This window comes from Bacillus sp. AFS012607, from assembly GCF_002558005.1.
Taxonomy (GTDB): Bacteria; Bacillota; Bacilli; order Bacillales; family Bacillaceae_G; genus Bacillus_A; species Bacillus_A thuringiensis_S.
In genome coordinates this window covers 18,236-43,770 of record NZ_NTVM01000009.1, presented here as the reverse complement: position 1 = coordinate 43,770, position 25,535 = coordinate 18,236, and the positions used below count along the sequence as shown (strand labels likewise).

Here is a 25,535-nt window from a genome sequence, read left to right as displayed (position 1 = left end):
AAAATAAAGCTGGAAACATACTATGTATGCAAAGGGGAATTAGCGATGAATCCAGAAGTTTCGCAGTTGTTAAAACAAATAGATTCAAGGAAAGAGGAATTACTAGAACTTACAAAAACTTTAATTCGTTTTGAAACACCAGCACCACCAGCGAGAAATACAAATGAAGCGCAAGAATTTATTGCAGAGTTTTTAAGAAAACGAAATTTTAGTATTGATAAATGGGATGTATATCGGAATGATCCGAACGTTGTTGGAGTAAAAAAAGGAATAAAAAGTGACTCATATAAAAGTCTTATTATTAATGGGCATATGGATGTAGCTGAAGTTTCAGCAGATGAGGCGTGGGAAACAAATCCATTTAATCCATTTATAAAAGATGGCTGGTTAGTTGGACGTGGCGCAGCAGATATGAAAGGTGGGTTGGCTGGAGCGCTATTTGCCATTCAACTTTTACAAGAAGCTGGTATTGAATTACCTGGAGATTTAACTTTTCAATCAGTAATTGGAGAAGAAGTTGGAGAAGCAGGTACACTTCAATGCTGCAAAAGGGGTTACGATGCTGATTTTGCAGTCGTAGTGGATACGAGTGATTTACATATGCAAGGGCAAGGCGGTGTCATTACTGGATGGATTACAGTGAAAAGTCCGCAAACGTTTCATGATGCAACGCGTAGACAAATGATCCATGCTGGAGGACGTTTATTTGGAGCGAGTGCGATTGAAAAAATGATGAAAATTGTGCAAAGCTTACAAGAATTAGAGCGCCACTGGGCAGTCATGAAAACATATGAAGGCTATCCATCTGGAACAACAACAATTAATCCAGCTGTTATTGAGGGAGGAAGGCATGCGGCGTTCATTGCGGATGAGTGCCGATTGTGGATAACAGTGCACTTCTATCCGAATGAAACACATGAACAAATAATAAACGAAATTGAAGAGTATATTGGAAAGGTGGCAGCTGCCGATCCATGGTTAAGTGAAAATCCGCCACAATTTAAGTGGGGCGGAGAATCAATGATTGTAGATCGTGGTGAAATTTTTCCTTCTTTAGAAATAGATAGTGAACATACAGCTGTAAAAACGCTTAGCTCAGTACATGAATCAATTCTTTCTAAAAACGCAATTTTAGATATGTCTGCAACGGTAACGGATGGTGGTTGGTTTAGTGAATTTCATATTCCGGCTGTTATTTACGGACCAGGCACATTAGAGGAAGCTCATTCAATAAATGAGAAAGTAGAAGTAGAGCAGTTAATTGAATTTACAAAAGTAATAACAGCATTTATATATGAATGGTGTCATATGAAAAAATAGATTAGTATGTTGAAATAGTACAGGTATGTATACTTGTACTATTTTTTAGTGAACTATTTCAGAGTTAAATAGAAACAACTGAAATAGTTCTTTATTTTGCTATGTCTTTCGTTTCATTTCAAGTAATTTCTCTTTTGCTAATTCAACGGCAATCGCATCATCTAAATAGCCAATTGGAAAGAGATAGTCGGGAATAATATCTGTCGATAAAATGAAATAAAGTAATGCGCTCCCAAGAACTGCACGTTCTTCTTTTGAAATGGTTTCATTGCAAAATTGTTGATACATATCTGTTAATTGTTCAATAAAAGGACCAGCACTATCAATTTGCTCTAATTTGCTTGCGAAACTGTCACGAATACGATTTTCGCCTTCTGTTGTCTGGGCATAGCGTTCGTAATTTTCGAGTTCTTGTTTTACGCGAGTTGTAGTGTAATCGAAATCGAATAAGTTAGAGGATTGTAAAGTTTGCTGAATGGTATCAAGAGATGTGTACATATCCGTTTTTTCTTTATTTATGTGAGGAGAATCAGGGTACATTTCATCAAATAACAATTGGGGTGGAACTTGAAGACATTCTGCAAATTTTTGTAGATGTTTTTGTTTCGGCGGTTGTTTGCCATTAATAATTCTTGAGACCGTTGCAGGATCAATATTTGTAAGTATTCCTAGTTGGCGCATAGATAGGGCGCGTTCTTTTAAAAGTTTTTTTATTAATTTACCAAGCCGATCATTCGGGTTTTCATTAGCCATAGTGTAGGCACTCCTTTTTTAGTGTTGAAAAAATGTTGAGCATTTATTACAAGTATATGAAACAGACAGGCACAGTTGCTCAACATTTTCATAATATGCATTGAAAAGTGAGAAAAAGGGGTGACTATTTATGAGTACGGCAGGCTTATTTTCAATTTTTTTAATCGGGATCGCTTCTAATTTAGATAATGCAGGTGTTGGAATTGCGTATGGCATTCGTAAAATTCGTATTTCGTGGTTTAACAATTTTATCATCGCATTCTTTGGATTTTTATTTACTTTATTAGCGGGATTTTTTGGGAACTGGATTGCGTTATTTATTTCAGAGTTTACAGCAAACTTGATTGGAGCAATCGTTTTAGGGATAATCGGGGTGTTTATTTTATGCCAGCCTTTCTTGAGTCAAAAAAATACAGCAGGTTCTAAAGATGATAATGTACTTATGGGAATTTTACGTGATCCAGAAAAAGCAGATTTCGATGGATCTAAAACAATTAGTTTTTCTGAAGCACTTGTTTTAGGGGTTGCATTGTCTATTAATAATATCGCAGGTGGGTTCGATGCTGGAGTAACAAATTTAAACCTTTGGCTTACAGCGACTATTTCTGGGGTGTTTAGTTTTATTTGCATAAGTGGTTTTGGGTATGTAGGAAAACGATATTTAGCAGAATACTTAGGGAAATGGGCGACGGTTATTGCAGGAGTGTTATTAATTCTTATTGGGATCGATCAGTTGTTGTAAGGAGAGTAGAAAACAAGGTTCGAGTATTTCCTTGGAAATACAGCAAGGGATTGCATATATCGACGTACTTTTCTCCATACTAATACGGATTTCTTTTAAGAAAGGGGGATTTGTATGGGACGCGGGAAAGCATTTGATCATAAGAAAAAAGGGCATGATCATCAACCACCTAAAGGTGCGTTCATTCATAAAGATGTAAATGAACATACTTTGGAAGAGGAAGAGCTACCAGTAAATATTGAGGCGTATAAAAATAGTTTAAAAAAACATTAAAAGCACCTACATAGGTGCTTTTTTTACCGTATATCTTCAATTAATTGTTCGGATTCTTCATGCATACTGTACTCACTTAATACTTGAATGCAAAGCCACTTTAATTCTTCGATCGTATGCTCAAGTTCTTCAGGAAGCACATGGTGAATGTCTTCAAGTCCCATTCCGAAATGAATAAGTTCAAGTACTTGATCATCGATGTTCCGGTCCATTAATAGTTCAAGTACTTCTAAATTGAATATGTATCGGTGAGCTTCGTCGAGTGAAACAACTTTTAGCTTTAAGCTTTCTACAATACTCAATATAAAAAGAAGAATTGTTTTTTCAAGAACAGGTTGTTTTCCCATTTGAAATATTAGTTTCATCTTTCACACCTCCACATATAGCGCTAGGTTGTACTATATTATTCGGGAGGGGGGAGCAAATATGCATAATAAAGAGAAACTTTCAATACCGTTTTTGTATGGATATTGATAACAGATCAAATAAAAAAATCCCGCTATACTAGCAGGATAACTTTCCATTAAAAAATACTCCAGCCTTCTTGAGCAGAAAGAAGTTCAAGAATTTTAAAACCAGCGATACTATTTCCGTTTGCATCTAAAGCTGGCCCGAAAATACCGATTCCCATTTCACCTTTTACGCAGCCGAAAATGCCACCGGCTACACCACTTTTTGCAGGGATACCAACACGGATTGCAAATTCACCAGATTCGTTATACATACCACATGTGACCATAAATGTTTTGCAAATTTTTGTAATATGTTTAGGGATAATCTGTTTCTTTTTATATGGATCATATCCATCCATTGCAAAAATTAAGCCAATACGTGCTAAATCAATACAGTTTACTTCAACTGCACATTGACGAGTGTATAAATCCATAAGTTCTTCGATGTCACAATCGATAATTCCGTTTTGTTTCATATAGTAACAAAGTGAACGATTTAAGTAAGCTGTCTCTAATTCTGAATTGGCAACTTTAGAAGAATAATTAATAGTAGGATTATCTGTTATTTCACGTACAAAATGAAGGATACGCTCCGTTTTTTCCTCGTTATCTTTTCCTGCTAACATGCTTGTAATAGCTAATGCTCCTGCATTAATCATTGGATTAAGGGGTTTGGACGGACTTGTCGTTTCTAACTTAATAATAGAATTAAATGGGTCACCCGTTGGTTCCATTCCAACTTTAGAAAATACATATTCTTCGCCACGGTCTAAAAGGGCAAGGGCAAGTGTAATTACTTTGGAAATACTTTGAAGAGTAAATAGTGTTTGTGAGTTGCCTGCATGGATATATTCTGATTCTTTATGGAAAATGGCAATCCCTAAATCGTCTGGATTTGCATTTCCTAGTTCGGGGATATAAGTAGCAAGTTTTCCTTTTTTTGTATATGGTTTTACTTGTTCTAACAACTGTTGTAAGTTGTTTGTTTCAATGCACTGCATAGTACCAACGCTCCTATTTCGAATTAACTAAGTTTACTTTTCCCGATATGCTCGGAAATAAATAATAACATGAAAAAGTGGAATGATAAAACGAAAGTTACATGTTCTATAGCAGGTCGTTCGTTTCGCGTCCTCTGTATTAAAAAAGGAGAATTTCCCTTTTATATAACAGTTTGGAAATAGGAGATTTATCCATAAAAAATCCAAAAATAAAAACTACACATCTATACAACTATATGTTATTATGGTTATGTAAATAGAAAGCGTTTTCTAAGGCGTACTTATAATGATAACGATTTCATAAATTGAATTAGGGGGAATTAAAATGTTGCAGTTTTTACAACGTATTGGTAAAGCTTTAATGCTTCCGATCGCAGTACTACCAGCAGCAGGATTATTGCTTCGTCTAGGACAAGAAGACGTATTAAACATTCCTGTTATGGCACAGGCCGGTGCAGCAATTTTTGATAATTTAGCACTTATTTTTGCAATTGGTGTTGCAATCGGCTTATCTGTTGACGGTAGTGGTGCAGCTGGTCTTGCAGGTGCAATTGGTTATTTAGTTATGAAGAATACAACTAATGCTTTAAGTGTTACTTACTCAACAGCAGAATTAAATGATAAATTAAAAAGTGTTCAAGATTTAGTCGGTTCAGTAGATCCAACTAAATTAGCAGATACGATGAATAAAGTTTCTAAAGCAGCAGCTTTGACACCAAAAATAAATATGGCTATACTCGGTGGTATTATTGCCGGGGTTATCGCTGGATTACTATACAACAAATTCCATAAGATTAAACTACCAGAATGGTTAGGATTCTTCGCTGGAAAACGTTTCGTACCGATCATTACGTCTATTGTAATGCTTCTTTTAGGATTATTATTTGGTCAAATTTGGCCAACAATCCAAACTGGTATTGATGCAGTGTCACACGGTATTGTAAACCTAGGTTCAATCGGTGCAGGGTTATTCGGATTATTAAACCGTTTATTAATTCCAATCGGTTTACATCACGTAATGAACACTTATTTCTGGTTTGTACTTGGTGACTTTACAAATGCAGCTGGTGATCTTGTTCATGGTGATATTGCTCGTTTCTTTGCAAAAGATCCATCAGCAGGTATGTTTATGACTGGTTTCTTCCCAGTTATGATGTTTGGTTTACCAGCAGCGTGTTTCGCAATGATTGCGGCTGCTAAACCAGAAAAACGCAAAGCAGTTACTGGTATGTTAGCTGGTTTAGCATTAACTTCATTCTTAACTGGTATTACAGAGCCAATCGAATTCTCATTCATGTTCTTATCACCAGTATTATATGGTGTGCATGCAGTATTAACAGGTCTTTCTTTATTCATAACAACATCACTTGGCATTCGTGATGGTTTCACATTTAGCGCAGGTGCTATTGATTATGTTATTAACTTTGGTATTGCAACAAAACCTGTATTATTAGCAGGTATCGGTTTAATTTATGCAGCAATTTACTTTGCAGTATTCTACTTCTTAATTAAGAAGTTCAACTTAAAAACTCCAGGTCGTGAAGATGACGATGAGTTAGTTGAAGATGTGGATGCACCAGTTGCAGGTTCAATTGGTGAAACTTACGTAGCAGCTCTAGGTGGAAAAGAAAACTTAACAGTTATTGATAACTGTGCAACACGTCTACGCTTACAAGTAAAAGATGCTAGTCAAGTAAACGAAGCAGCATTAAAACGTGCCGGTGCAAAAGGCGTTATGAAATTAAGTGACACAAGTGTACAAGTTATCGTAGGTACAAATGTTGAATCTGTTGCCGATGATATGAAAAAACACGTATAAATAATGAGATAAGAGGATGTCCAAAAAGATTGATAACATCAATTTTTTACAGGATATCCTCTTTTTTTTTTATAATTTAAAGGGAATCTTACTTTTGTAAATTTTCTTTTTCTTTTTTGTACATATGGGTTGGTAATATCTGCAGTGCGTGATAAAGTAGGGATGATATAGAATGGATTATCCATAATCTACTAAAATAAATCTTTAGTAGAGGAATTAAATTATTGGTGAGTAAGGGGAAAAAAGCAATTATGGATCAGGAAAAAAATAATGCGAATGGGAAAGCACATCGGCCGATTGTATACATAAAAAGGACAATCATTCTCGTCTTACTATTATCACTTGTATATTTCATGTATACAAAAATTGTTGAGCATAATAAGAAAGAAGAAACTTTAAAAGCGGCAGCAGAAATGAAGAAACAAGAAGAGCTAAAAAAGAAAGAAGAAGAAAAAAAGAAGCAAGAAGAACAAAAACAAAAAGAGCAGGAAGAACAAGTGAAGCAAGCGCAAGCTGCGGAACAGCCTACTGAAGGACCACCTCAAGAAATTAATGAAAACGCTCAATTGGACCAGTATTTACAAAACGCAGGATTTAGCGGGACAGCTGTTATTGTGAAGAACGGAAAAGTTCTTCTGAATAAAGGGTACGGTATGGCAAATAAAGAGCAGCAAGTACCCAATAATTCAGAGACGACTTTTTATATTGGTTCTATTTCAAAGGCGTTTGTAGCAACCGCTATTATGCAGTTGAAAGATCAAAAAAAATTACAAGTAGAAGATACTGTTGCGAAGTATATTCCAGATTTTCCACAAGGTAATAGTATTCAGCTAAAACATCTATTAACACATACATCAGGGATTCCAGAATATGAGCAGGGAAAAGAAGATATTTCTCATGAAGAACTGATAAAGCGAATAGGAAATCAAAAGCGTATTGGTGGTCCAGGAGAGAAGTGGAAGTATTCCGATTCGAACTACTCTATACTTGCATACATTGCCGAGAAGGTAAGTGGACAGCCGCTCGAAGAATATATTAAACAACATATTTTTGCTACTGTGGGTATGAAACATTCTGGTTTTGGCACAGAATTAGAACAAACAAGATTCCCATCAACGGGTTATAAAATAGTAAATAACAATATGACAACACCTAATATTCCGAGCATGTCACAACTATATGGTTGTGGTGATATATATACGAGTGCACATGATTTATATTTATTTAACGAAGCACTCTTCTCTGGAAAGTTAATTTCAAAAGAGAGCTATGATCAAATGTTTACAGGCGGAAAAAAAGATTACGGATTTGGATGGTACGTAGACCCAGGAAGTTATTCGAATCACGGTGTAATGCCAGGATGGAATTGCTTAAATGGATTTAGTAAAAGCGGAAGTGTGTATGTCGTTTTATTATCTAACATCCAAAACAACATTAAATCGTTTGGTAAAGTGAATAACGACATTTATACAATGTTGCGGAATATTGAAGTGTAAGAAACTATCCTTTTGGATAGTTTTTTTTATGCCCTTAAACAAATATTTCTTTTAGAAAATGTATGTCTTACCTATCACAAAAATATCTGTTTTGTATACATTAAGATGTATGGATGTAAAATTTTGTAATCTAAAAATAATAGGAGGAGAAGTGTATGTGTCTGTTCGGAAAATATTGGCATAAGTTATCAAGATTATTTAATAGACAATTAGGCTATTTTTTAGATGACAAATTATTGCCTGCTGTGGAACGACTTTTATTTTCGCAAAACTTTGCAAGGTTTATTCAAAGAAACTCTAAGCAAGCTACGGAAGAATTTATAAAATCAAGTCAATTTCAATCTATTATTTGTAATATTTTAAAAGAATGCAATACATCACCTTTTAAAGAAATTGCAAAGCAGTATTTAGGTAAAAACGTAGAAATTACGGTGACGGTTGGACAATTAACAGGCGTTATTGTAGCAGTTGGTGATGATTTCTTAACATTGCAAGAAGGAATAGGAACTGAAGTTTTATTACCATTTACAAGCATTATATCAATTAAAGAAGTGTAAGAAAGGAGAGTTATATATGTTATTTACTGATGAATTACGTAACCATGTTGGTGAGCTAGTGCAAGTTGTGACAGCTGTAGAAATTGTTACAGGCATTCTTTTATCTGTGACAGATGGGGCGATAATTGTGCGTACTTCTCCTTCTTATGGACCACCGGAAGATGTAATTGTGCGTACTCCTATTATTGCTTATGTTCGATTGGAAGGGTAAGCGTGATACAAGTATGAGAGTATCAGTTGTTATTCCAGCGCACAATGAAGCGAGTACTTTATCGCAAGTTTTAGTAGAAGTGGAGAAGCTCGAGCCTTACGAAATTATCGTGGTAGATAATGGGTCAACAGATGGGACGAAAGAAATAGCGTTACAACATCATTGTCACATGATTTATTATAAACATTCTCTTGGCAATGATGTTGGACGGGCTATTGGAGCTAGAGAAGCAAAAGGTGAAATTGTCTTGTTTTTAGATGGTGATATTGTTATTGATAGTAAAGAGTTACAACGTTTCGTGAAAGGGATTCAACAAGGGCATCAAATTGTTGTGAATAATTTAACATGGTCGGTTTATTTAAAGATGAGACCACATTATACGACAGTTGGAAAGTTCATGTTGAATCGTTATTTGAATAAAAAGGAGCTTGTTGTTGGATCTTTAATCGCAATTCCACATGCGATGAACAGGAAAGTTATCGAGAAACTTGGGTGGTGGAATTTAGCAGATCCAGCACTATTTCAAGCGATGGCGATGTCTAGAGGAGTAGATATTGTTGATACGGCTTCGGTCGATGTAATTCACACAAATAAGGTTCGTCCTGTGCATACGGGAACATCACCTGGTTCTCCTTATCCGAAAGCGACTAGCCGTATTATGGGTGATCATTTACGTGCTTTACAATACGTAATCGAAACATATGGTAAACGCGGCGGTTTTTCGGAGGGAAACAGGGATAGAGAGTTTATAGGGAACTATAAACCCGTTGTATTAAAGAAGGAAAAAGCGAAATATAGTGCGATTATACCAGTGTCAGAAGAAAAAATGACGATAAGATCTGTTATACAAGAAGTGAAAAAAGCAGGGGTAGATGAAATTATTGTTGTCGCGAATGGCGCAGATTTTGAGACTGTTAAACACGCAAAGCTAGAAAATGTTATTGTTGTTGAATTTACGAAGGCGCTTGGACATAATGTAGCACGAGCGATAGGTGCCATGCATGCTACGGCAGATATTTGTTTATTCGTTGATGGTGATTTTGTTATTCCAGCAAAAAAACTCACTCCATTTTTGCAAGCTGTTGAAGATGGAAGTGACGTGGTTTTAAATGATTTACAATGCTTATTAGATATGTTTCATCCTGCAGATCCAATTAGTATGGGGAAATATTTTGTGAATTTAGTAGCGAAAAGACCGGATTTATGGAATAACTCATTAACGGCAGTACCACATGCTATGCATAAAAGGGTAATAGAGAAAATAGGATATGACTCGCTTGTTATTCCGCCATTAGCCCAAATGAAAGCTATTTTGGAGGTTTTTTCTATTACAGCAGTAGAATTTGTAGATGTTATAAAAACCAATCGGGTACGCCCGGAGCAACATGGGTTTGTAAATGGACGTATTCCGGCATTTGACCGTATTTTCGGTGATCAACTTGAGGCGATTGCTTATCTATTACAATATACAGACGAACGTGGGAGTTTTACGGATGGAGATCGCGATAGAGACATTATTCAACAATTGAGAAAGGAAGAAAAGAATACAGATGAATGCTAGTAGTAAAGTAGCTATTATTGGATTAGGGTATGTTGGTCTTCCTTTAGCAGTCCATTTTGCAGAAAGAGGATATACCGTACTAGGATTAGATAAAGATACTAGAAAAATAGAATCGATTATAAAAGGAGAAAGTTATATTCCAGATGTTTCTTCTAAAGTGTTACAAAGTTTATTGACTAAAAATAAATTAATAGTAAATACACCAGATAAAGGTATTACTGATTTCCAAAATAGTGATTATGTTATTGTTACTGTTCCAACTCCAATTAATGAACGAAGAGAACCAGATTTAAGTGCCCTCATTTCAGCTTCGCATTATATACAACAAAATCTCCAAAAAGGACAAACCTTCATTTTTGAAAGTTCCACATACCCAGGCACACTTGAGGAAGTTATTATTCCTATTATTTCTCAAGCCGGCAAAAAGGTAGGAGAAGATTTCTATATTGGATATTCTCCTGAGAGAATTGATCCAGCAAATAGTCAATATTCAGTTCAAGCTATTCCAAAAGTTATTAGTGGACAAACAGAAAAGTGCAAACAAAAAGTACAGGATTTATATAGTAGCATTTTTGACTTAGTTGTACCTGTTAGCTCTCCGAAAGTAGCAGAGATGTGTAAGCTATTTGAAAATATTCAGCGCTTAGTTAACATTTCTTTAGTAAATGAGTTAAACACACTATGTGAAAGTTTAGGGATTGATTTTTATGAGGTTATTGAAGCGGCATCTACAAAACCGTTTGGATTTACTCCGTATTGGCCAGGACCAGGGATAGGGGGGCACTGTATTCCCGTAGATCCTTTATATTTTCAATGGAGAATAAAAAAGAATGGGGCAATTAGTCAATTAATTGAGGCGGCACATGTAATTAATGAAGAAATGCCAGAGAAAATTGTCCGGAAAGTAAAGGGCATGGTGCAATCACCCGGACTAGTTTTAATTGTAGGAATCGCGTATAAGAAAGATGTAAATGATTTGAGGGAATCACCGGCTTTGCCAATTATTCAATTACTAATAAAAGAAGGATACAAGATAAAATACCATGATTCATATATTTCTTCTGCAGAAATTGGAGATAAGGTGTATCAATCCGTTGCCTTGGATGAACAAACAGTTAAAGAGGCAGGTTGTATTTTAATTTTAACTGATCATTCTAATATCGATTGGAAGCTTTTTAAAGGAATGAACCGAGTAATAGATACAAGGGGAATTATAAAGAAGGTGAGTGTATGAGTAAGAAATGTTTAATTACAGGTGGGGCCGGATTTATTGGATCTCATTTAGCTGAAGAGTTGGTGAGAAGGGGTTATGAAGTCACGATTGTGGATAACTTCTATAAAGGGAAAAATAAGTATCATAATGAGCTAATGAGAGAGATGCGGGTTATTCTAATAAGTGTTTTAGACAAAAATTCTATTTATGAGTTAGTAAATCAACATGATGTAGTGTTTCATTTAGCAGCAATTTTAGGTGTTAAAACGACAATGGAAAAAAGTATAGAGCTCATTGAAACGAATTTTGATGGAACGAGAAACATTTTACAAGCAGCATTAAAAGGAAAGAAGAAAGTAGTTTTTGCATCTACTTCCGAAGTATATGGCAAGGGCAAACCGCCTTTCTCAGAAGAAGGGGACCGATTGTACGGGGCAACTTCTAAAATACGTTGGAGTTATGCAGTGTGTAAAACATTAGAAGAAACATTATGTTTAGGCTACGCATTAGAAGGTTTACCGGTAACAATTGTTCGTTATTTTAATATTTATGGTCCAAGAGCGAAAGATGGTCCGTATGCAGGGGTAATCCCGCGATTTATCAGTGCGGCCCTGCAAGGAGAAGATATTCTCGTATATGGAGATGGAAAGCAGACACGTTGCTTTACGTATGTAAGTGATGCGGTAGAGGCAACGATTCGAGCAATGGATGAGAAGGTAAATGGTGAGATTATTAATATAGGTTCCGAGAACGAAAAGAGTATAAAAGAAGTAGCAGAAACAATTAAAAAACTAACGAAATCTTCTTCAAAAATTATACAAGTTCCTTTTGAGGAAGTATATCCACATGGCTTTGAAGAAATTCCAAATAGAAGGCCGAACGTAACGAAGTTAAGAGAGCTTGTTCAATTTCAAGCGACAGTAACGTGGGAACAAGGATTGAAAGAAACTATTAAGTGGTTTCATGAAGAAAACAATGGCTAAGTCGCTATCAGTTATTATTCCTGCAAGTAATGAAGTGGATACAATTTCAGACGTTATTCAATCGGTAAAACCGTTAAATCCAGTAGAGATTATTGTAATAGCAAATGGTTGTAATGATGGTACAGAAGAGGTTGCTAATCGGTTAGGATGTAAAGTAATCAGGCATACAGAACTATTAGGAAACGATGTTGGACGTGCAGTTGGCGCAAAATATGCGATAGGTGATGTATTACTATTTATAGATGGGGACTTTGCTATTCCAACTTCAAAATTACAATTGTTTCTTAATCCGATTTTACATGATCAGACTGACATCGTTTTAAATAATTTGGACGCATTGTTTTTAAAGAAACAAAAACCCCATTCTGTTACAGTGTGGCGTCAAATATTAAATGCAATGTTAGAGCGTGAAGAATTAAAAATAGATTCTTTATTATCTGTACCTCATGCGTTGACGAAAGAAGTCGTCCAGAGTATTGGATACGAATGTTTAGTTAATCCTATTGTAGCTCATTTACGTATAGCACAAAGTAAATGGAGAATTAGCCGTCATTGTGCTATTGATGTTATTACGCCGAATAAATTTCGACCGGTTGAACATGCTGCATATGGCACGAGCCTTTCTCAATCTGAAAGAAGAATGATAGGTGATCATATAGAAGCTGTTGCGGAACGGATAGTAAGCAGTGATACACGCGGGGGATATTATGATGGAAATAGGAAAAGGAATAGCGTCTATCATACTTTAAATTTCGAAGATTTTTATCAAGGATGGGGCGTTACATCCAATTTGTATAAAGGAAAGCAACTATCGGTTGTTATTCCTGTACAAGATGAAGAGAAAACAATTGGAAACGTTATAGAAGAGCTTCGTAAAATTGAACCTTTTGAAATCATCGTCGTCGTAAATGGTTCGTCAGATAAAACAGCAACGATTGCAAAAGACAAGGGCGCAACGACAATTGTATATAAAGAAGCCCTTGGAAACGATGTAGGGCGTTCACTTGGAACTTATTTTGCAAAAGGAGAAATTGTGTTATTTATAGATGGTGATTTTGTTATTCCAGCTAGGGAGCTATATCCTTTTGCAAAAGCTATTGCAGATGGAAAGGACGTCGCATTAAATGATTTAAATCATTATTTAGATCTAAGAGTACCACTTCATCTTGTAACTGCGTTTAAGTATGCACTAAATTTAGCTTGTGATAGAAAGGATTTAGGGGTAGGATCACTTATTGCGGTACCTAATGCATTTAGCCACAAGTGTTTGAAAGCAATTGGGTATAAATCTTTATTGTCACCTTGTGTAGCACAAGTGAAGGCTCTTCTTTCTGGATTTGAAATTGCGTGTGTATATCGTGTTGAGGTTGATAAGATGAACCGTATTCGTCCCAGTGAACATTTTGCAAAAATAGGTCATCCTCCAGCTGTACTTCGAATTATAGGTGATCATATAGAGGGACTAGAGCAAATAATTGCATTAACAGACAATCGTGGCGGATTCTATGATGGCAATAGAAAAAGAGATGTTTTATAGAAGTAACAAAAAAGTGTACAACATGTGTACACTTTTTTGTTCTGTTATAAAAACTATAACAGATTAGGAGATAAGAGTATTACAGCTCTACAATGGGTATTGTTCTTATATTACAAAATAGGACTCGTATATAAGAATACCAAAAAAATACAATTAAGGAAAGGGTTAATTTTAAAGACTTTTAAATGAAGTTACCACTATATATATAGTGGTTTGCTCAACTTTTCACAAACATGTCACAACTATTTCGTTCACTTTCTTAAAAAAGTAGTATTCTAAGTGTGTAAGCTGTTATATAAAAAATCTTAGTCCTGTACTAATCAAAAATGGAGGAGATTAGGATGACTCAAGTATTAGAAAATGTTAAAAACGCATGGGAAAACTTTAAAGGTGAAAAATGGAAAGCAGAGATTGATGTTCGCGATTTCATTTTAAATAATGTAAACGTTTTCGAAGGAGACGAATCTTTCTTAGCAGAAGCAACTGAAGCAACGAAACAACTTTGGGATCAAGTAATGGATTTAACAACAAAAGAACGTGAAAACGGTGGCGTTCTTGATATGGATACAAAAATTGTTTCTTCTATTACATCACATGACCCAGGATACTTAAATAAAGATATTGAAAAGGTAGTCGGTTTCCAAACTGATAAACCATTTAAACGTTCTTTACAACCATATGGTGGTATTCGTATGGCGGAGCAAGCTTGTGAATCTTATGGATACGAAATGGACAAAGAACTTAGTCGTATTTTTAGAGATTGGAGAAAAACTCATAACCAAGGTGTATTCGATGCCTATACACCAGAAATGAGAAATGCACGTAAATCAGGCGTTATTACTGGTCTTCCAGATGCATACGGTCGTGGACGCATTATCGGTGACTATCGACGCGTAGCATTATATGGTATTGATCATTTAATTGAAGCGAAAAAAGCTGATTTAAATTTAACTGGCGGTGTAATGAGCGAAGATACAATGCGTTTACGCGAAGAATTATCTGAGCAAATGCGTGCACTTCAAGAACTAAAACAAATGGCTGCTTCTCATGGTTTCGATATTTCTAAACCAGCAACAAATGCACAAGAAGCGTTCCAATGGTTATACTTCGCATATCTTGCGGCGATTAAAGAGCAAAACGGAGCTGCAATGAGTCTTGGACGTACTTCTACATTCTTAGATATTTACATTGAAAGAGATTTAGCAAATGGTACTTTAACAGAAGAAGAAGTACAAGAAATTGTAGATCACTTCATTATGAAATTACGTCTTGTGAAATTCGCAAGAACACCTGATTATAATGAATTATTCTCTGGTGACCCAACTTGGGTAACTGAATCTATCGGTGGTATTGCATTAGATGGTCGTCCATTAGTAACAAAGAACTCATTCCGTTTCTTGCATACATTAGATAATTTAGGACCAGCTCCAGAACCGAATTTAACAGTTCTTTGGTCTAAACAATTACCAGAGAACTTTAAAAACTACTGTGCGAAAATGTCCATCAAAACATCAGCAATTCAATATGAAAATGATGACATTATGCGTGCTGATTACGGCGATGATTACGGAATTGCTTGTTGTGTATCTGCAATGAGAATCGGTAAGCAAATGCAGTTCTTCGGAGCTCGTGCAAACTTAGCGAAAGCATTATTATATGCGATTAACGGTGGTAAAGATGAAAAATCAAAAGCACAAGTTGGTCCTGAGTACGCACCAATTACTTCTGAAGTATTAAATTACGAAGAAGTTATGCATAAGTTTGATATGACAATGGAATGGTTAGCGGGTCTATATTTAAACACACTAAATGTTATCCATTACATGCATGATAAATATAGCTATGAACGTATTGAAATGGCACTTCATGATACGAATGTTCTTCGTACAATGGCAACAGGTATCGCGGGTCTATCTGTAGTAGCAGACTCATTAAGTGCAATTAAATACGCACAAGTAAAACCAATCCGTGATGAAAACGGTATTGCAGTGGACTTCGAAATTGAAGGAGACTTCCCTAAATACGGTAACAATGATGATCGTGTAGATGAAATCGCTGTAAATCTCGTGAAAACATTTATGAATAAACTTCGTAAACATAAAACATATCGTAATTCCGTTCATACAATGTCAATTTTAACTATTACATCTAACGTTGTATACGGTAAGAAAACTGGTAACACTCCAGATGGACGCCGTACTGGAGAACCATTTGCACCAGGTGCAAATCCAATGCACGGACGTGATACAAAAGGTGCATTAGCTTCATTATTATCTGTAGCTAAATTACCATATGAAGATGCACAAGATGGTATTTCTAATACATTCTCTATTATTCCAAAAGCACTTGGTAAAGAAGATGATGTACAAGTACGTAACTTAGTATCTATGCTTGATGGCTATGCAGTAAAAGAAGGCCATCACTTAAATATTAACGTATTTAATCGTGAAACATTAATGGATGCAATGGAACATCCTGAGAAATATCCACAATTAACAATTCGCGTATCTGGTTACGCTGTAAACTTTATTAAATTAACTCGTGAACAACAAATTGATGTAATTAACCGTACAATGCATGAAAGCATGTAAATGAAAAAAGTGTCCCTTCGCTCTTAATATATAGCGAAGGGAGGCTGTTTCAATAAAGGAGGAAGTAACATGGTAAAAGGAAGAATACATTCTGTAGAGTCTTGTGGTACTGTTGATGGCCCAGGGATTCGTTATGTCATATTTACACAAGGGTGTTTATTACGTTGTCAATATTGTCATAATGCTGATACTTGGGAAATCGGTAAAGGTAAAGAAATAACAGTTGAAGAAGTGATGCAGGATGTGACATGTTACCTTCCATTTATTGAAGCCTCCGGAGGCGGTATAACAGTTAGCGGTGGAGAGCCATTATTACAGCTAGACTTTTTAATTGAGTTGTTTAAAAAGTGTAAAGAGGCTGGTATCCATACAACAATCGACTCTTCGGGTGGTTGTTATTCTGAGGAACCAGAATTCCAAAGTAAGCTAGATATTTTAATGGATTATACAGATTTAGTTTTATTGGATTTGAAACATATCGATTCCAAAAAGCATCGTAAATTAACAGGGAAACCAAATGAACATATTTTACAATTCGCTCGTTATTTATCGAATAAGGATAAACCGATTTGGGTACGACACGTATTAGTTCCTGGTGTTACGGATAATGAAGAGGATCTACAAAAACTATCTAGCTTTATTCAAAGTCTGTCTAATGTTCAAAAAGTTGAAGTGTTACCATATCACAAGCTTGGTGTATATAAATGGGAGGCGCTTGGACATAAGTATCCACTCGCAAATGTAGAACCACCTACTGAGAAAAATGTAGAACATGCTAAACATATTTTACAAGCGGTCTAATCCAAATATTGGATTAGGCTTTTTGCTTTCTTTACAATAAAATCTAGAGTATATATTGATAAAAGAGTATACTGAAAGTAGAATATCCATAATTTTGTACGGAATAAGTGGAGAAATTTACATAATTGTAAAGGGAAATCAAAATAGTAAAAAGAATTAAGAAGTAAAAGAGTGAGTATCATGGAATAGAGAACATTTGTAAGTTATTGCGAAAGCTCTTATAGGAAAGTATAATGTAAAGATATGAGCACAGATAGGATTAAGGGGTCAATCTTATATGCTTTGCATATCCACGACAGGTACATAGCTGAAAAGGGAATTATTAGAATCTGTTTATGTAATTTTTAAGGAAAATGTTTTTCCTATTGTCGTATATGCAATATGGAGAAACAAAAAGCTAGGAGTGGATTTGTTTGATAAAAAACCCCAAGGTTTTAATATTAACTGCACATTACGGTAATGGTCATGTGCAAGTAGCAAAAACATTAGAACAAACATTTCGCCAAAAAGGAATTGAAGATGTTATTGTATGCGACTTGTTTGGAGAATCACATCCATTTATAACTGACATTACAAAATATTTATATTTAAAAAGTTATACAATAGGAAAAGAATTATATCGTTTGTTTTATTACGGGGTAGAAAAAATTTATGATAAGAAAATAGCATCTTGGTATGCGAACTTTGGAAGAAAACGTTTGAAAACACTGTTACAGGTGGAGAAACCAGATATTGTAATTAATACATTTCCAATTATCGCTGTACCAGAATTGAAGAAACAAACAGGAATTTCAATTCCTGTCTATAACGTATTAACTGATTTTTGCGTGCACAAAATATGGATTCATCGAGAAGTAGATCGTTATTTTGTTGCAACGGATCACGTGAAAGAATTGATGGTTGATATCGGTGTACCTGCGGAACAAATTGTTGAAACAGGAATTCCAATTCGGAGTAGTTTTGAGTTAAAGGTAAATCCAGACATCATATATAATAAATATCAGTTATGTAAGAATAAAAAGATTTTACTAATTGTAGCAGGTGCTCATGGGGTATTAGGAAATGTAAAAGAACTATGCCAATCATTTATGTCAGTGCCTAATTTACAAGTAGTTGTCGTTTGTGGGAAAAATGAAGCTTTAAAACAGGATTTATTAAGTTTACAGAATCAAAATTCCGATGCATTAAAAGTGTTTGGGTATGTTGAAAATATTGATGAATTATTCCGAGTTACTTCGTGTATGATTACGAAGCCAGGCGGAATAACATTAAGTGAAGCAGCAGCGTTGCAAGTACCTGTCATTTTATATAAACCTGTTCCAGGACAAGAAAATGAAAATGCGATGTACTTTGAAAAAAAAGGAGCAGCAGTTGTCATTCGCGATGATAGTGAGGTTTTTGCAAAAACAGAGGCATTATTACAAGATGATGTGAAGCTTCTTCAAATGAAAGAAGCAATGAAAAGCATCTATCTTCCAGAGCCAGCTGGTCATATTGTAGATGCAATTTTGGCAGAAAATCATGCAGAACCGCGGCATATACCTATTAAATCACCTGCTCTTGCACAATCTTTTACTTAATATGAAACCCTCTTTGTATATGTAAAGAGGGTTCTTTATTATTTTCAAAGAAAATTCAGCTAGTTATCCACAAAAGGATTGCGCTTTCATTAAACAGTAAAGTCGGAATATTAACAACTATATCCACATTGTCCACAATTTTTAGAAAAATATCCACAATTAAAACAGCTGATATATACTTTAATATAGAAAAATATTAAATGTTTTTGAAAATTACTAACAATTTCGTTGGTTTTGTGGATAAAGTTGTCCACAGCAAAAAGGACCCTTATGTATAAGGGTCCTTTTTGCTTACTTCTATCAGTCGAGAAAATTATGTAATGAAAATGAATAATTAGGGGGGAAACTTCTAATTATTCATTTTCACTTTAAATGCTTTTCGAGCGATATCCTGCTGCACGATCTGCTTTTTGAAATTCTCGTTGATAGAGAACTTCTTGTGTACTAGATAATGTATTTTTTGCTTTATCACGTTTCTTTTTATCCATTACAAATCACCTCGTGTCTTAAAGTTACTATTTATCGTTTCCAAAGACATGAGGGGATATACGCATATGGAAAATGTTAATGATTGATTATCATTTCAGAAAATTTAGATTATGCTTCTTTTAATTGATGAGCATCTTGGAAGGTTGTATCTCGCATTGTAGCAAGTGTGTATTGATCTTTTGGAATTTCATATAAGTTATATACTTCTTCGTTTGCGTTAATTTCATCATATACGGCTTTTCTTGTTTCGTTTGCTAGATTTACATATTGCAGTTTTTCTGCAGCTTTAATAGAACGAATATTTATTTTACGAATACGCATGAAGATTGTTTCAATATCTAATTCATAGAAAAGTTCACTAAAAAATGAATCTTTTGCTAATTTATTATAGCCTTTTCCATGATATGGTTTGCCGAGCCATGTCCCGAGAAACCCAGCTTTTTCTTGCACATCAAATAAAGTAATTGTTCCGATGGGGTTACCCCATTCATCTAAAATTGTGCGTGAAATTAATTCACCACGCTCTTCAGCTTCAATTGTTTGTTTCGTTAAGAATAAATATTCTTCATAAGAATAAGCCTTTTGACGCACAAAAGGGAAGACAGCTGGATCCACCATTAACTCGTATAGAACGTGGCTGTCGTGTAAGTCGCGTTTTTTCAACATACTAACTCCTCCTCACACGAGGGTAGCATGACGAAAAAACACCCCACCCTCGAAATTTTTATATCAATCTTTAAAAAATTTCGGGGTGGGAATCGAACCCACTAGAACCAGTTTCTAACGCTGGTGGCGCACCATTTGCCTTCCCCATTCATCAATTTGAAAATGATAATCACGACACAAATTGATTATGGTTTCATTCAGTTTATAATCGTATAATACTTTATCTAGTCAAAAAAATAAACTAGTTTTTTTTATTTTTTTTGTAAATTATTTTTCCATCAATCATAGTTAGTACAGGCTTGGCTAAATAATGAAAAGGATGATGAGTCCATAACACGAGATCGGCGTCTTTTCCAACCTCGATACTTCCAATTCTATCCTCTAAACGCAAATTTCGCGCTGGGAATATGGTGATTCCTTCTAGTGCTGTTTTCTCATCTAACCCTTCTCTTACTGCAACAGCAGCACAAATATTTAAATATTGAATGGGTGTATAAGGATGGTCTGTCGTTATAGAAACTTCCACACCATTTTTGGATAATATATGGTAAGTATCCCATGTCTTGTTTTTTAGTTCGATTTTAGAACGGCGTGTCAGAGTGGGACCAACTGAAACCTTCAAATTGTGTTTCGAAAGCTCTTCAACAAGAAAGTGTCCTTCTGTACAATGTTCAATACGTAGATCGAGGTTGAATTCCGTTGCAAAGCGTAGCGCAGAACTAATATCATCTGCTCGGTGAGCGTGGATACGTACGGGTATTTCACGACGTAATGCTTTTAAAATAGGAAGCATTCGAAAATCAGCTTCGTGCCCGTAGTGTTGTGCTTCATAGAATGATTCCCGTAGTAACCCCATAATCCCCATACGTGTTATGGATTCTTTCGTTCCATTACTATGGACCTTTTTAGGATTTTCTCCAAAGGCAATCTTTAAACCAGCAGGTTCTTGAATAATCATATGATCAATACAAGTTCCAGCTGTTTTTATTACACAAGTAGTACCCCCGATAATATTTTGACTACCAGGCATAACGTGAACGGTTGTAATTCCATTTTGCACAGCGTCTTGAAAGGCAATATCGAAAGGGTGGATACCATCTAAAGAACGAATATGTGGTGTTGAAACTTCAGATGTTTCATTGGCATCATTTCCAGCCCAACCAGTACCTTCATCATAGAGACCAAGGTGAGTATGGACATCAATAAAGCCAGGTAAGAGATGGAGTGCCCGTGCATCTATAACGGTCATATCTTGAGTAGGTTGAATAAAAGGTTTGACCTCGGTAATTCGCTCTTCTGTAACGAGTACATCGCCTTGAAACTTTGGAGATGTAATAGGGTATACAATGGCTTGTTTGAGCAATATTTTCATAGGTACCTCATTTCTGTTACTTTATAATGCTAATGGAAGTTAAGGGAAAGTAACTGAAAGGTTATTTGTATGGTAATGCTTCGGATCCTAGAAAATGAAAGTTTTAAAAGGGCCCATGTAAAATTTTGTTTTAGAAGTACTACATTGTATGCGAAAGTATATTTTGTAATGCATGGTCTATTGCCGGAAATGTGTATTGGTATCCATGTTTAATTGCTTTACTAGGTAATACATGTTGCCCTTCTAGTACAAGTATGCTCATCTCACCTAATAAGGCGTGAAGCATAAATGAAGGGACAGGCAGCCAATGTGGTTTTCTCGTTGCGACAGCGATGGTTTTTCCAAATTCCTTCATTCTTATAGGTGTTGGTGCTGTCATATTAAGAGGGCCATCAATTTCTTTTTTGTGTATGATGAAATCCATCATACGAACGACATCGTCTATATGAATCCATGATAACCATTGCTTCCCAGAACCAATGGTGCCGCCGATATAGAATTGATAGGGAAGTAACATCTTTGGCAAGGCTCCGCCATCTGCACCTAATACAACGCCAAATCTTGTGTAAATTGTTCTTATTCCGAGAGAACATGCTTTAGCTGCTTCTTGCTCCCATAAAAATACTGTTTCTGCTAAAAAATCATTTCCGGGAGTTTCTTGTTGCTCAGTAAAAGACTCTATTTCAGATGTTCCGTAGTATCCAATAGCACTTGCATTAATAAATGTATGTGGTTTTGTTTCCATTACTTGTAGTTGTTGAATAAGTCCTTTTGTTGTTTGAATTCTACTGTTTAATATTGTTTCTTTTTGTTTTTTTGTCCATCTACTATTGATAGATTCTCCAGCTAGATTAATGACTACATCGATAGAGGAGAGTGGAAAGGTAGATAAATCTGGTGTCCAGTGTACGTATTGAAGGTTATGGTTTGAGGTTCTAGTAGTTTTCTTTCGAGTAAGAATGTAGACCATATATCCTTTTTGAATAAAAAAAGTAGAGAGGTATTTACCAATAAAACCAGTGCCACCAGAAATTGCGATTTTCATAATCATTTCCTCCTCATTATATATATTCTTGAAAAGAAAAAATGTTCCTCGACTATGTTAAAATAATAGGGAGGTGAGAGTATGGCTGTCATTACAAAAATAGAAGTACAAAAGCGATCGAAAGAACGATTTAATATTTATATTGATAAAGGCCAAGGTGAAGAGTACGGGTTTAGTGTGGATCAAGTAATCTTAATGAAACATGGATTACAAAAAGGCTTAGAAATTGATGAAATAGAGTTAGGAAATATTTTGTACAATGAAGAGGTACAAAAAGCATATTTACAAGCAATCTCCTATTTATCCTATCAAATGAGAACAAAACAAGAAATAGAAGATTTTTTACGAAAAAAAGAAGTGGGACAGGCCATCATCTCTGAAGTCGTTTCGAAATTATTACATGACCGATATATTAATGATAAAGAGTACGCGGTTTTATATACGCGAACGCAAAGTAATGTGAATCGAAAAGGTCCAACTGTTATTAAAAGAGAGTTGTTAAATAAAGGTGTTCAGGATTTAATTATTATGCATAGTTTACAAGAATATCCGAAGGAAAAGCAAATTGAGAATGCCTTGTTTCTCATAGAAAAGAAAAAAAAATCTTATCAAAAGCATTCTTTTTTACAAATGAAGCTAAAGTTGGATGAGATGCTTGTTCGAAAAGGGTATTCTAGAGAAGTAATTCAAATTTGTTTGGAAGAATTGAAAGACGAAAGAGATGACGAAAAGCAACAAGAAGCGTTACACTATCATGGGAATAAGTATTATGAGAAATATAAGAAGTATGATGGATGGACATTTGAAAACAAGATGAAACAAGCGTTATATCGAAAAGGATTCTCTATTGATGAGATAGAGATATTTTTACAAATGAAACGTGAAGAGGGATGAGGGGAATAATGAGATGAATATGCCAAAACGCTACAGTGAAATGACACCACATGAGCTTAGAGAAGAAATTGGGGATTTGAAGGAGCAAGCAATAAAGGCTGAACAGCTTGGAATTGTAAATGAGTTCGATGTATTAATGAGAAAGATGGCAATGGCTCGCGCTTATATGACTGATATAAACAAATTCCATATTGGTGAAACATATGAATTAATAGAAGAACCTGGTATATTATTTAAAATTACTTACTTCAATGGGGTATTCGCTTGGGGTTATAAACAAAATGATAATGAAGAGATTGGAATACCAATTTCCTTATTGCAAGAAAAATAAAAACCAGAGAGCAAATATCTCTCTGGTTTTCATCTTTGGTAGGCGTTAAAGGAGATAGGAGATTCTAAAATTGGCGTTTTTTACATTCGTTGGCCAATATAATGAGAGACTGGGTTTGCTGCGTCTGTCCGTTAACTTGCGCTTTCGCATGTTTCGGACGAGTCCACGTATGGTTAAATAATTCAGAACGACTATCTAAACGATCACGGTAGCTCATCTTTATCACCTCGTGTAGGAAGTTAATTTTTTAGGTTGTAACTGTATTACTCTTCCTGCTGATTTGCAGCACGCATACGTTCTTGTGGGTGCGTGTTAATTGTGCCGTTAGGTCGCTTCGAAGCGAAGCGTGATTTCGCTTTCGGCTGACCGTCGATTTTGCTGTTGTTTTTTGACTCAGACCAAAATTCGGCTTGTTTACCCATTGCGAACGCCCTCCTCATCATCAGTTGATACCTCTTTAAGAAGTATCACTTATAGAATGTGCAAAACAGAAGAAACTATCCTTTAGAAATGAAGGGATAAATAGGGAAAAGGAGATTAGAACATGAATGATATTTATGAAGCATTAACGAAAGAATTATTAGATAAGAATGACAAGCTTTCTTACGGACAAGCACGTGCGTGGGTTGAATTACTTTGGGAAGATTTTCAAACAACTTATGCAAAATCAGGGCGTTATCAAGGTGAGGAAATGACTGAGCAAGTGGTACGATCATGGATTAATAATCATGGTGTACGCCTTCATGAAATGCGTACAAATAATCCGAAGTATAGCCATTTAATTAATCAAGAAGATCATTTGAAACATTAAAAAAAGCGACTTAAGTCGCTTTTTTTAATGTGGAAGTAATTCCAGCTTTTTTCGAAGTTTTTCTTCACTAAAAATCCATCCTGTATAGGAACTAATAATATTTAAATTATGGTCGAGCTGAACAATCGCGACAAATGGATAATAATCTTTACTGCGATACCGTAAATCAATGAATCGTACTTCATAATAATGATCATGATCAAAAATATCCCAGCGATATACAGGAGAGAAAGATAGGAAGGCCGAGATGTTTTCATCTTGTTTAGCTGCTCGCATAATATCATTTTCTGGGAACGGTACCCGATCGAATTTGTCATATATCATGATGTTACCACGGTGCCATCTCGCAACGTAGTAATAATCAGCTGTAACGACTGCTAAATGATAATGATAAAATCGGTAAGAAGGAGAAATGATAATCTTTTCGACATTTTTGAAACGTTTGTGTACAACGCTTCTTATATTTCGGTGCATCATAACCCGTCCGATATAGTAAATAATCATTAATATATATGCTGCTAAGGCTGTGTATCCTTTATGAGAACCGACGAGCATGCAAGCAATTGCAAGTATATGGATAAAGAAAATTACGGTATCAAATGTATTAATCACGCCGAGTGCGACCCATTTTTTTGTGAAGGGCCGTAATGCTTGTGTACCATAGGCGTTAAAAATATCGACAAAGACGTGAAGGAAGACTGCAATAAATGACCAAAGTAGTAGATGAAGATATGGAGCGTCTGAAAAGAAGGCGAAAGAGATGCCACTTATAAGAAATGACCAAAGAATTACCGCGGGAATGGAATGAGTAACTCCGCGATGATTTCTTATATATTTAGCGTTATTACGCAATTTTAAAACTGTGTCAATGTCAGGAATGTTGGAACCAGCAATTGTAGCAAGCATAACAGCTTGTGGGCCAATATCACTTTGTGCTATGGCTGGATCTAATGTTGCTAAGCTACCTAAAGTGATACCCATAACAAGGTGAGTGGCTGTGTCCATAAAAATCCACCTCCGTTTTTTATTAATGTAAC

Annotated in this window: 28 protein-coding genes and 1 pseudogene; 19 read left to right on the top strand and 10 right to left on the bottom strand. The window is 35.4% G+C overall.

Going from position 1 to position 25,535, the window contains the following annotated elements:
- Positions 1-45: 45 nt before the first annotated feature.
- Positions 46-1,320, top strand: a complete 1,275-nt coding sequence (locus CN409_RS09440) for an acetylornithine deacetylase (RefSeq protein WP_001067752.1) — start codon at positions 46-48, stop codon at positions 1,318-1,320.
- A gap of 99 nt (positions 1,321-1,419) precedes the next feature.
- Here the strand turns inward: CN409_RS09440 and CN409_RS09435 are convergent, their stop codons facing one another.
- Positions 1,420-2,073 carry a DUF1232 domain-containing protein gene (locus tag CN409_RS09435; protein WP_001262777.1) on the bottom strand — a complete coding sequence of 218 codons (654 nt, stop codon included), beginning with the start codon at positions 2,071-2,073 and terminating at the stop codon, positions 1,420-1,422.
- Positions 2,074-2,203: 130 nt separating this feature from the next.
- Here CN409_RS09435 and ytaF point away from each other — a divergent pair, with 130 nt between their 5' ends.
- Positions 2,204-2,815 carry a sporulation membrane protein YtaF gene (ytaF, locus tag CN409_RS09430; protein ID WP_000100730.1) on the top strand — a complete coding sequence of 204 codons (612 nt, stop codon included), beginning with the start codon at positions 2,204-2,206 and terminating at the stop codon, positions 2,813-2,815.
- A gap of 114 nt (positions 2,816-2,929) precedes the next feature.
- Entirely contained in the window at positions 2,930-3,088 is a 159-nt protein-coding gene (locus CN409_RS31740) for a hypothetical protein (protein WP_000532409.1), read from the top strand.
- 23 nt (positions 3,089-3,111) lie between these two features.
- On the opposite strand, the gene CN409_RS09420 is transcribed toward CN409_RS31740, so the two are convergent.
- Together CN409_RS09420 and glsA are read right to left on the bottom strand one after the other, a co-directional pair.
- The gene (locus CN409_RS09420) at positions 3,112-3,453 is read right to left on the bottom strand and encodes a DUF3969 family protein (RefSeq protein WP_000766603.1); all 342 of its coding nucleotides are present in this window, start codon (positions 3,451-3,453) and stop codon (positions 3,112-3,114) included.
- A gap of 158 nt (positions 3,454-3,611) precedes the next feature.
- Positions 3,612-4,541, bottom strand: a complete 930-nt coding sequence (gene glsA / locus CN409_RS09410; RefSeq protein WP_001149847.1) for a glutaminase A — start codon at positions 4,539-4,541, stop codon at positions 3,612-3,614.
- 69 nt (positions 4,542-4,610) lie between these two features.
- On the opposite strand from glsA, the gene CN409_RS32645 reads away from it, so the two are divergent.
- From CN409_RS32645 to CN409_RS09345, 13 genes and pseudogenes are all read left to right on the top strand, one after another.
- Positions 4,611-4,724, top strand: coding sequence for a transcriptional regulator (locus CN409_RS32645; RefSeq protein ID WP_079245029.1), 114 nt, complete (start codon positions 4,611-4,613; stop codon positions 4,722-4,724).
- A 142-nt stretch (positions 4,725-4,866) separates the two neighbouring features.
- Positions 4,867-6,360, top strand: a complete 1,494-nt coding sequence (nagE, locus tag CN409_RS09400; protein WP_000938888.1) for an N-acetylglucosamine-specific PTS transporter subunit IIBC — start codon at positions 4,867-4,869, stop codon at positions 6,358-6,360.
- 251 nt (positions 6,361-6,611) lie between these two features.
- Positions 6,612-7,856, top strand: coding sequence for a serine hydrolase domain-containing protein (locus tag CN409_RS09395; RefSeq protein ID WP_000371815.1), 1,245 nt, complete (start codon positions 6,612-6,614; stop codon positions 7,854-7,856).
- Between the two features lie 155 nt (positions 7,857-8,011).
- Positions 8,012-8,413: an LSm family protein gene (locus CN409_RS09390; RefSeq protein WP_000335512.1), complete on the top strand. Its 402-nt coding sequence runs from the start codon at positions 8,012-8,014 to the stop codon at positions 8,411-8,413.
- Positions 8,414-8,429: 16 nt separating this feature from the next.
- Positions 8,430-8,624, top strand: a complete 195-nt coding sequence (locus CN409_RS09385; RefSeq protein WP_000899475.1) for an LSm family protein — start codon at positions 8,430-8,432, stop codon at positions 8,622-8,624.
- A gap of 13 nt (positions 8,625-8,637) precedes the next feature.
- A complete protein-coding gene (locus tag CN409_RS09380) occupies positions 8,638-10,185 on the top strand; it encodes a glycosyltransferase family 2 protein (protein ID WP_003309053.1) in 1,548 nt (515 codons plus the stop codon).
- A complete protein-coding gene (locus CN409_RS09375) occupies positions 10,175-11,419 on the top strand; it encodes a nucleotide sugar dehydrogenase (protein ID WP_000994265.1) in 1,245 nt (414 codons plus the stop codon). Before CN409_RS09380 ends, CN409_RS09375 begins: the two co-directional genes overlap by 11 nt.
- Positions 11,416-12,381 carry an NAD-dependent epimerase/dehydratase family protein gene (locus CN409_RS09370; RefSeq protein ID WP_000037051.1) on the top strand — a complete coding sequence of 322 codons (966 nt, stop codon included), beginning with the start codon at positions 11,416-11,418 and terminating at the stop codon, positions 12,379-12,381. The genes CN409_RS09375 and CN409_RS09370 overlap by 4 nt, the downstream gene beginning before the upstream one ends.
- Positions 12,374-13,918, top strand: coding sequence for a glycosyltransferase family 2 protein (locus CN409_RS09365; RefSeq protein ID WP_012614731.1), 1,545 nt, complete (start codon positions 12,374-12,376; stop codon positions 13,916-13,918). The genes CN409_RS09370 and CN409_RS09365 overlap by 8 nt, the downstream gene beginning before the upstream one ends.
- Positions 13,887-14,107: pseudogene (locus CN409_RS09360) on the top strand (hypothetical protein). The gene CN409_RS09365 and the pseudogene CN409_RS09360 overlap by 32 nt, the downstream one beginning before the upstream one ends.
- 152 nt (positions 14,108-14,259) lie before the next feature.
- Positions 14,260-16,509 carry a formate C-acetyltransferase gene (gene pflB / locus CN409_RS09355; protein ID WP_000195467.1) on the top strand — a complete coding sequence of 750 codons (2,250 nt, stop codon included), beginning with the start codon at positions 14,260-14,262 and terminating at the stop codon, positions 16,507-16,509.
- A 69-nt stretch (positions 16,510-16,578) separates the two neighbouring features.
- Positions 16,579-17,310: a pyruvate formate-lyase-activating protein gene (pflA, locus tag CN409_RS09350; protein WP_000238468.1), complete on the top strand. Its 732-nt coding sequence runs from the start codon at positions 16,579-16,581 to the stop codon at positions 17,308-17,310.
- A gap of 413 nt (positions 17,311-17,723) precedes the next feature.
- A complete protein-coding gene (locus tag CN409_RS09345; RefSeq protein WP_000594686.1) occupies positions 17,724-18,890 on the top strand; it encodes a diglucosyl diacylglycerol synthase in 1,167 nt (388 codons plus the stop codon).
- Positions 18,891-19,258: 368 nt separating this feature from the next.
- Here the strand turns inward: CN409_RS09345 and CN409_RS09340 are convergent, their stop codons facing one another.
- From CN409_RS09340 to CN409_RS09325, 4 genes are all read right to left on the bottom strand, one after another.
- The gene (locus CN409_RS09340) at positions 19,259-19,378 is read right to left on the bottom strand and encodes a YfhE family protein (RefSeq protein WP_000358482.1); all 120 of its coding nucleotides are present in this window, start codon (positions 19,376-19,378) and stop codon (positions 19,259-19,261) included.
- A gap of 109 nt (positions 19,379-19,487) precedes the next feature.
- The gene (locus CN409_RS09335; protein ID WP_000914737.1) at positions 19,488-20,045 is read right to left on the bottom strand and encodes a GNAT family N-acetyltransferase; all 558 of its coding nucleotides are present in this window, start codon (positions 20,043-20,045) and stop codon (positions 19,488-19,490) included.
- Positions 20,046-20,286: 241 nt separating this feature from the next.
- Entirely contained in the window at positions 20,287-21,417 is a 1,131-nt protein-coding gene (locus CN409_RS09330) for an amidohydrolase (RefSeq protein WP_000698293.1), read from the bottom strand.
- 139 nt (positions 21,418-21,556) lie between these two features.
- Positions 21,557-22,462: a TIGR01777 family oxidoreductase gene (locus CN409_RS09325; protein WP_000684388.1), complete on the bottom strand. Its 906-nt coding sequence runs from the start codon at positions 22,460-22,462 to the stop codon at positions 21,557-21,559.
- Between the two features lie 81 nt (positions 22,463-22,543).
- On the opposite strand from CN409_RS09325, the gene recX reads away from it, so the two are divergent.
- The gene (recX, locus tag CN409_RS09320) at positions 22,544-23,356 is read left to right on the top strand and encodes a recombination regulator RecX (RefSeq protein WP_000268512.1); all 813 of its coding nucleotides are present in this window, start codon (positions 22,544-22,546) and stop codon (positions 23,354-23,356) included.
- Positions 23,357-23,369: 13 nt separating this feature from the next.
- Positions 23,370-23,687, top strand: coding sequence for a YfhH family protein (locus CN409_RS09315; protein ID WP_001057028.1), 318 nt, complete (start codon positions 23,370-23,372; stop codon positions 23,685-23,687).
- A 64-nt stretch (positions 23,688-23,751) separates the two neighbouring features.
- On the opposite strand, the gene CN409_RS09310 is transcribed toward CN409_RS09315, so the two are convergent.
- Together CN409_RS09310 and CN409_RS09305 are read right to left on the bottom strand one after the other, a co-directional pair.
- Complete coding sequence (locus CN409_RS09310) at positions 23,752-23,904, bottom strand: YpzG family protein (RefSeq protein WP_000122093.1); 153 nt, start codon at positions 23,902-23,904, stop codon at positions 23,752-23,754.
- Positions 23,905-23,950: 46 nt separating this feature from the next.
- Complete coding sequence (locus CN409_RS09305; protein ID WP_000517891.1) at positions 23,951-24,109, bottom strand: small, acid-soluble spore protein K; 159 nt, start codon at positions 24,107-24,109, stop codon at positions 23,951-23,953.
- 122 nt (positions 24,110-24,231) lie between these two features.
- Between CN409_RS09305 and CN409_RS09300 the strand changes: the two genes are divergently transcribed.
- Positions 24,232-24,498 (top strand): YfhJ family protein, encoded by a 267-nt coding sequence (locus CN409_RS09300; RefSeq protein ID WP_000998159.1) that lies wholly within the window; start codon positions 24,232-24,234, stop codon positions 24,496-24,498.
- 24 nt (positions 24,499-24,522) lie between these two features.
- Here CN409_RS09300 and CN409_RS09295 read toward each other — a convergent pair whose 3' ends face one another.
- The gene (locus CN409_RS09295) at positions 24,523-25,503 is read right to left on the bottom strand and encodes a metal-dependent hydrolase (protein ID WP_000379114.1); all 981 of its coding nucleotides are present in this window, start codon (positions 25,501-25,503) and stop codon (positions 24,523-24,525) included.
- Positions 25,504-25,535: the final 32 nt, after the last annotated feature.

Coding starts and splice junctions, on each gene's coding strand:
- CN409_RS09440 (WP_001067752.1), top strand. CDS start 46: ATGAATCCAGAAGTTTCGCAGTTGTTAAAACAAATAGATTCAAGGAAA.
- CN409_RS09435 (WP_001262777.1), bottom strand. CDS start 2,073: ATGGCTAATGAAAACCCGAATGATCGGCTTGGTAAATTAATAAAAAAA.
- ytaF (WP_000100730.1), top strand. CDS start 2,204: ATGAGTACGGCAGGCTTATTTTCAATTTTTTTAATCGGGATCGCTTCT.
- CN409_RS31740 (WP_000532409.1), top strand. CDS start 2,930: ATGGGACGCGGGAAAGCATTTGATCATAAGAAAAAAGGGCATGATCAT.
- CN409_RS09420 (WP_000766603.1), bottom strand. CDS start 3,453: ATGAAACTAATATTTCAAATGGGAAAACAACCTGTTCTTGAAAAAACA.
- glsA (WP_001149847.1), bottom strand. CDS start 4,541: ATGCAGTGCATTGAAACAAACAACTTACAACAGTTGTTAGAACAAGTA.
- CN409_RS32645 (WP_079245029.1), top strand. CDS start 4,611: ATGAAAAAGTGGAATGATAAAACGAAAGTTACATGTTCTATAGCAGGT.
- nagE (WP_000938888.1), top strand. CDS start 4,867: ATGTTGCAGTTTTTACAACGTATTGGTAAAGCTTTAATGCTTCCGATC.
- CN409_RS09395 (WP_000371815.1), top strand. CDS start 6,612: ATGGATCAGGAAAAAAATAATGCGAATGGGAAAGCACATCGGCCGATT.
- CN409_RS09390 (WP_000335512.1), top strand. CDS start 8,012: ATGTGTCTGTTCGGAAAATATTGGCATAAGTTATCAAGATTATTTAAT.
- CN409_RS09385 (WP_000899475.1), top strand. CDS start 8,430: ATGTTATTTACTGATGAATTACGTAACCATGTTGGTGAGCTAGTGCAA.
- CN409_RS09380 (WP_003309053.1), top strand. CDS start 8,638: ATGAGAGTATCAGTTGTTATTCCAGCGCACAATGAAGCGAGTACTTTA.
- CN409_RS09375 (WP_000994265.1), top strand. CDS start 10,175: ATGAATGCTAGTAGTAAAGTAGCTATTATTGGATTAGGGTATGTTGGT.
- CN409_RS09370 (WP_000037051.1), top strand. CDS start 11,416: ATGAGTAAGAAATGTTTAATTACAGGTGGGGCCGGATTTATTGGATCT.
- CN409_RS09365 (WP_012614731.1), top strand. CDS start 12,374: ATGGCTAAGTCGCTATCAGTTATTATTCCTGCAAGTAATGAAGTGGAT.
- pflB (WP_000195467.1), top strand. CDS start 14,260: ATGACTCAAGTATTAGAAAATGTTAAAAACGCATGGGAAAACTTTAAA.
- pflA (WP_000238468.1), top strand. CDS start 16,579: ATGGTAAAAGGAAGAATACATTCTGTAGAGTCTTGTGGTACTGTTGAT.
- CN409_RS09340 (WP_000358482.1), bottom strand. CDS start 19,378: ATGGATAAAAAGAAACGTGATAAAGCAAAAAATACATTATCTAGTACA.
- CN409_RS09335 (WP_000914737.1), bottom strand. CDS start 20,045: ATGTTGAAAAAACGCGACTTACACGACAGCCACGTTCTATACGAGTTA.
- CN409_RS09330 (WP_000698293.1), bottom strand. CDS start 21,417: ATGAAAATATTGCTCAAACAAGCCATTGTATACCCTATTACATCTCCA.
- CN409_RS09325 (WP_000684388.1), bottom strand. CDS start 22,462: ATGAAAATCGCAATTTCTGGTGGCACTGGTTTTATTGGTAAATACCTC.
- recX (WP_000268512.1), top strand. CDS start 22,544: ATGGCTGTCATTACAAAAATAGAAGTACAAAAGCGATCGAAAGAACGA.
- CN409_RS09315 (WP_001057028.1), top strand. CDS start 23,370: ATGAATATGCCAAAACGCTACAGTGAAATGACACCACATGAGCTTAGA.
- CN409_RS09310 (WP_000122093.1), bottom strand. CDS start 23,904: ATGAGCTACCGTGATCGTTTAGATAGTCGTTCTGAATTATTTAACCAT.
- CN409_RS09305 (WP_000517891.1), bottom strand. CDS start 24,109: ATGGGTAAACAAGCCGAATTTTGGTCTGAGTCAAAAAACAACAGCAAA.
- CN409_RS09300 (WP_000998159.1), top strand. CDS start 24,232: ATGAATGATATTTATGAAGCATTAACGAAAGAATTATTAGATAAGAAT.
- CN409_RS09295 (WP_000379114.1), bottom strand. CDS start 25,503: ATGGACACAGCCACTCACCTTGTTATGGGTATCACTTTAGGTAGCTTA.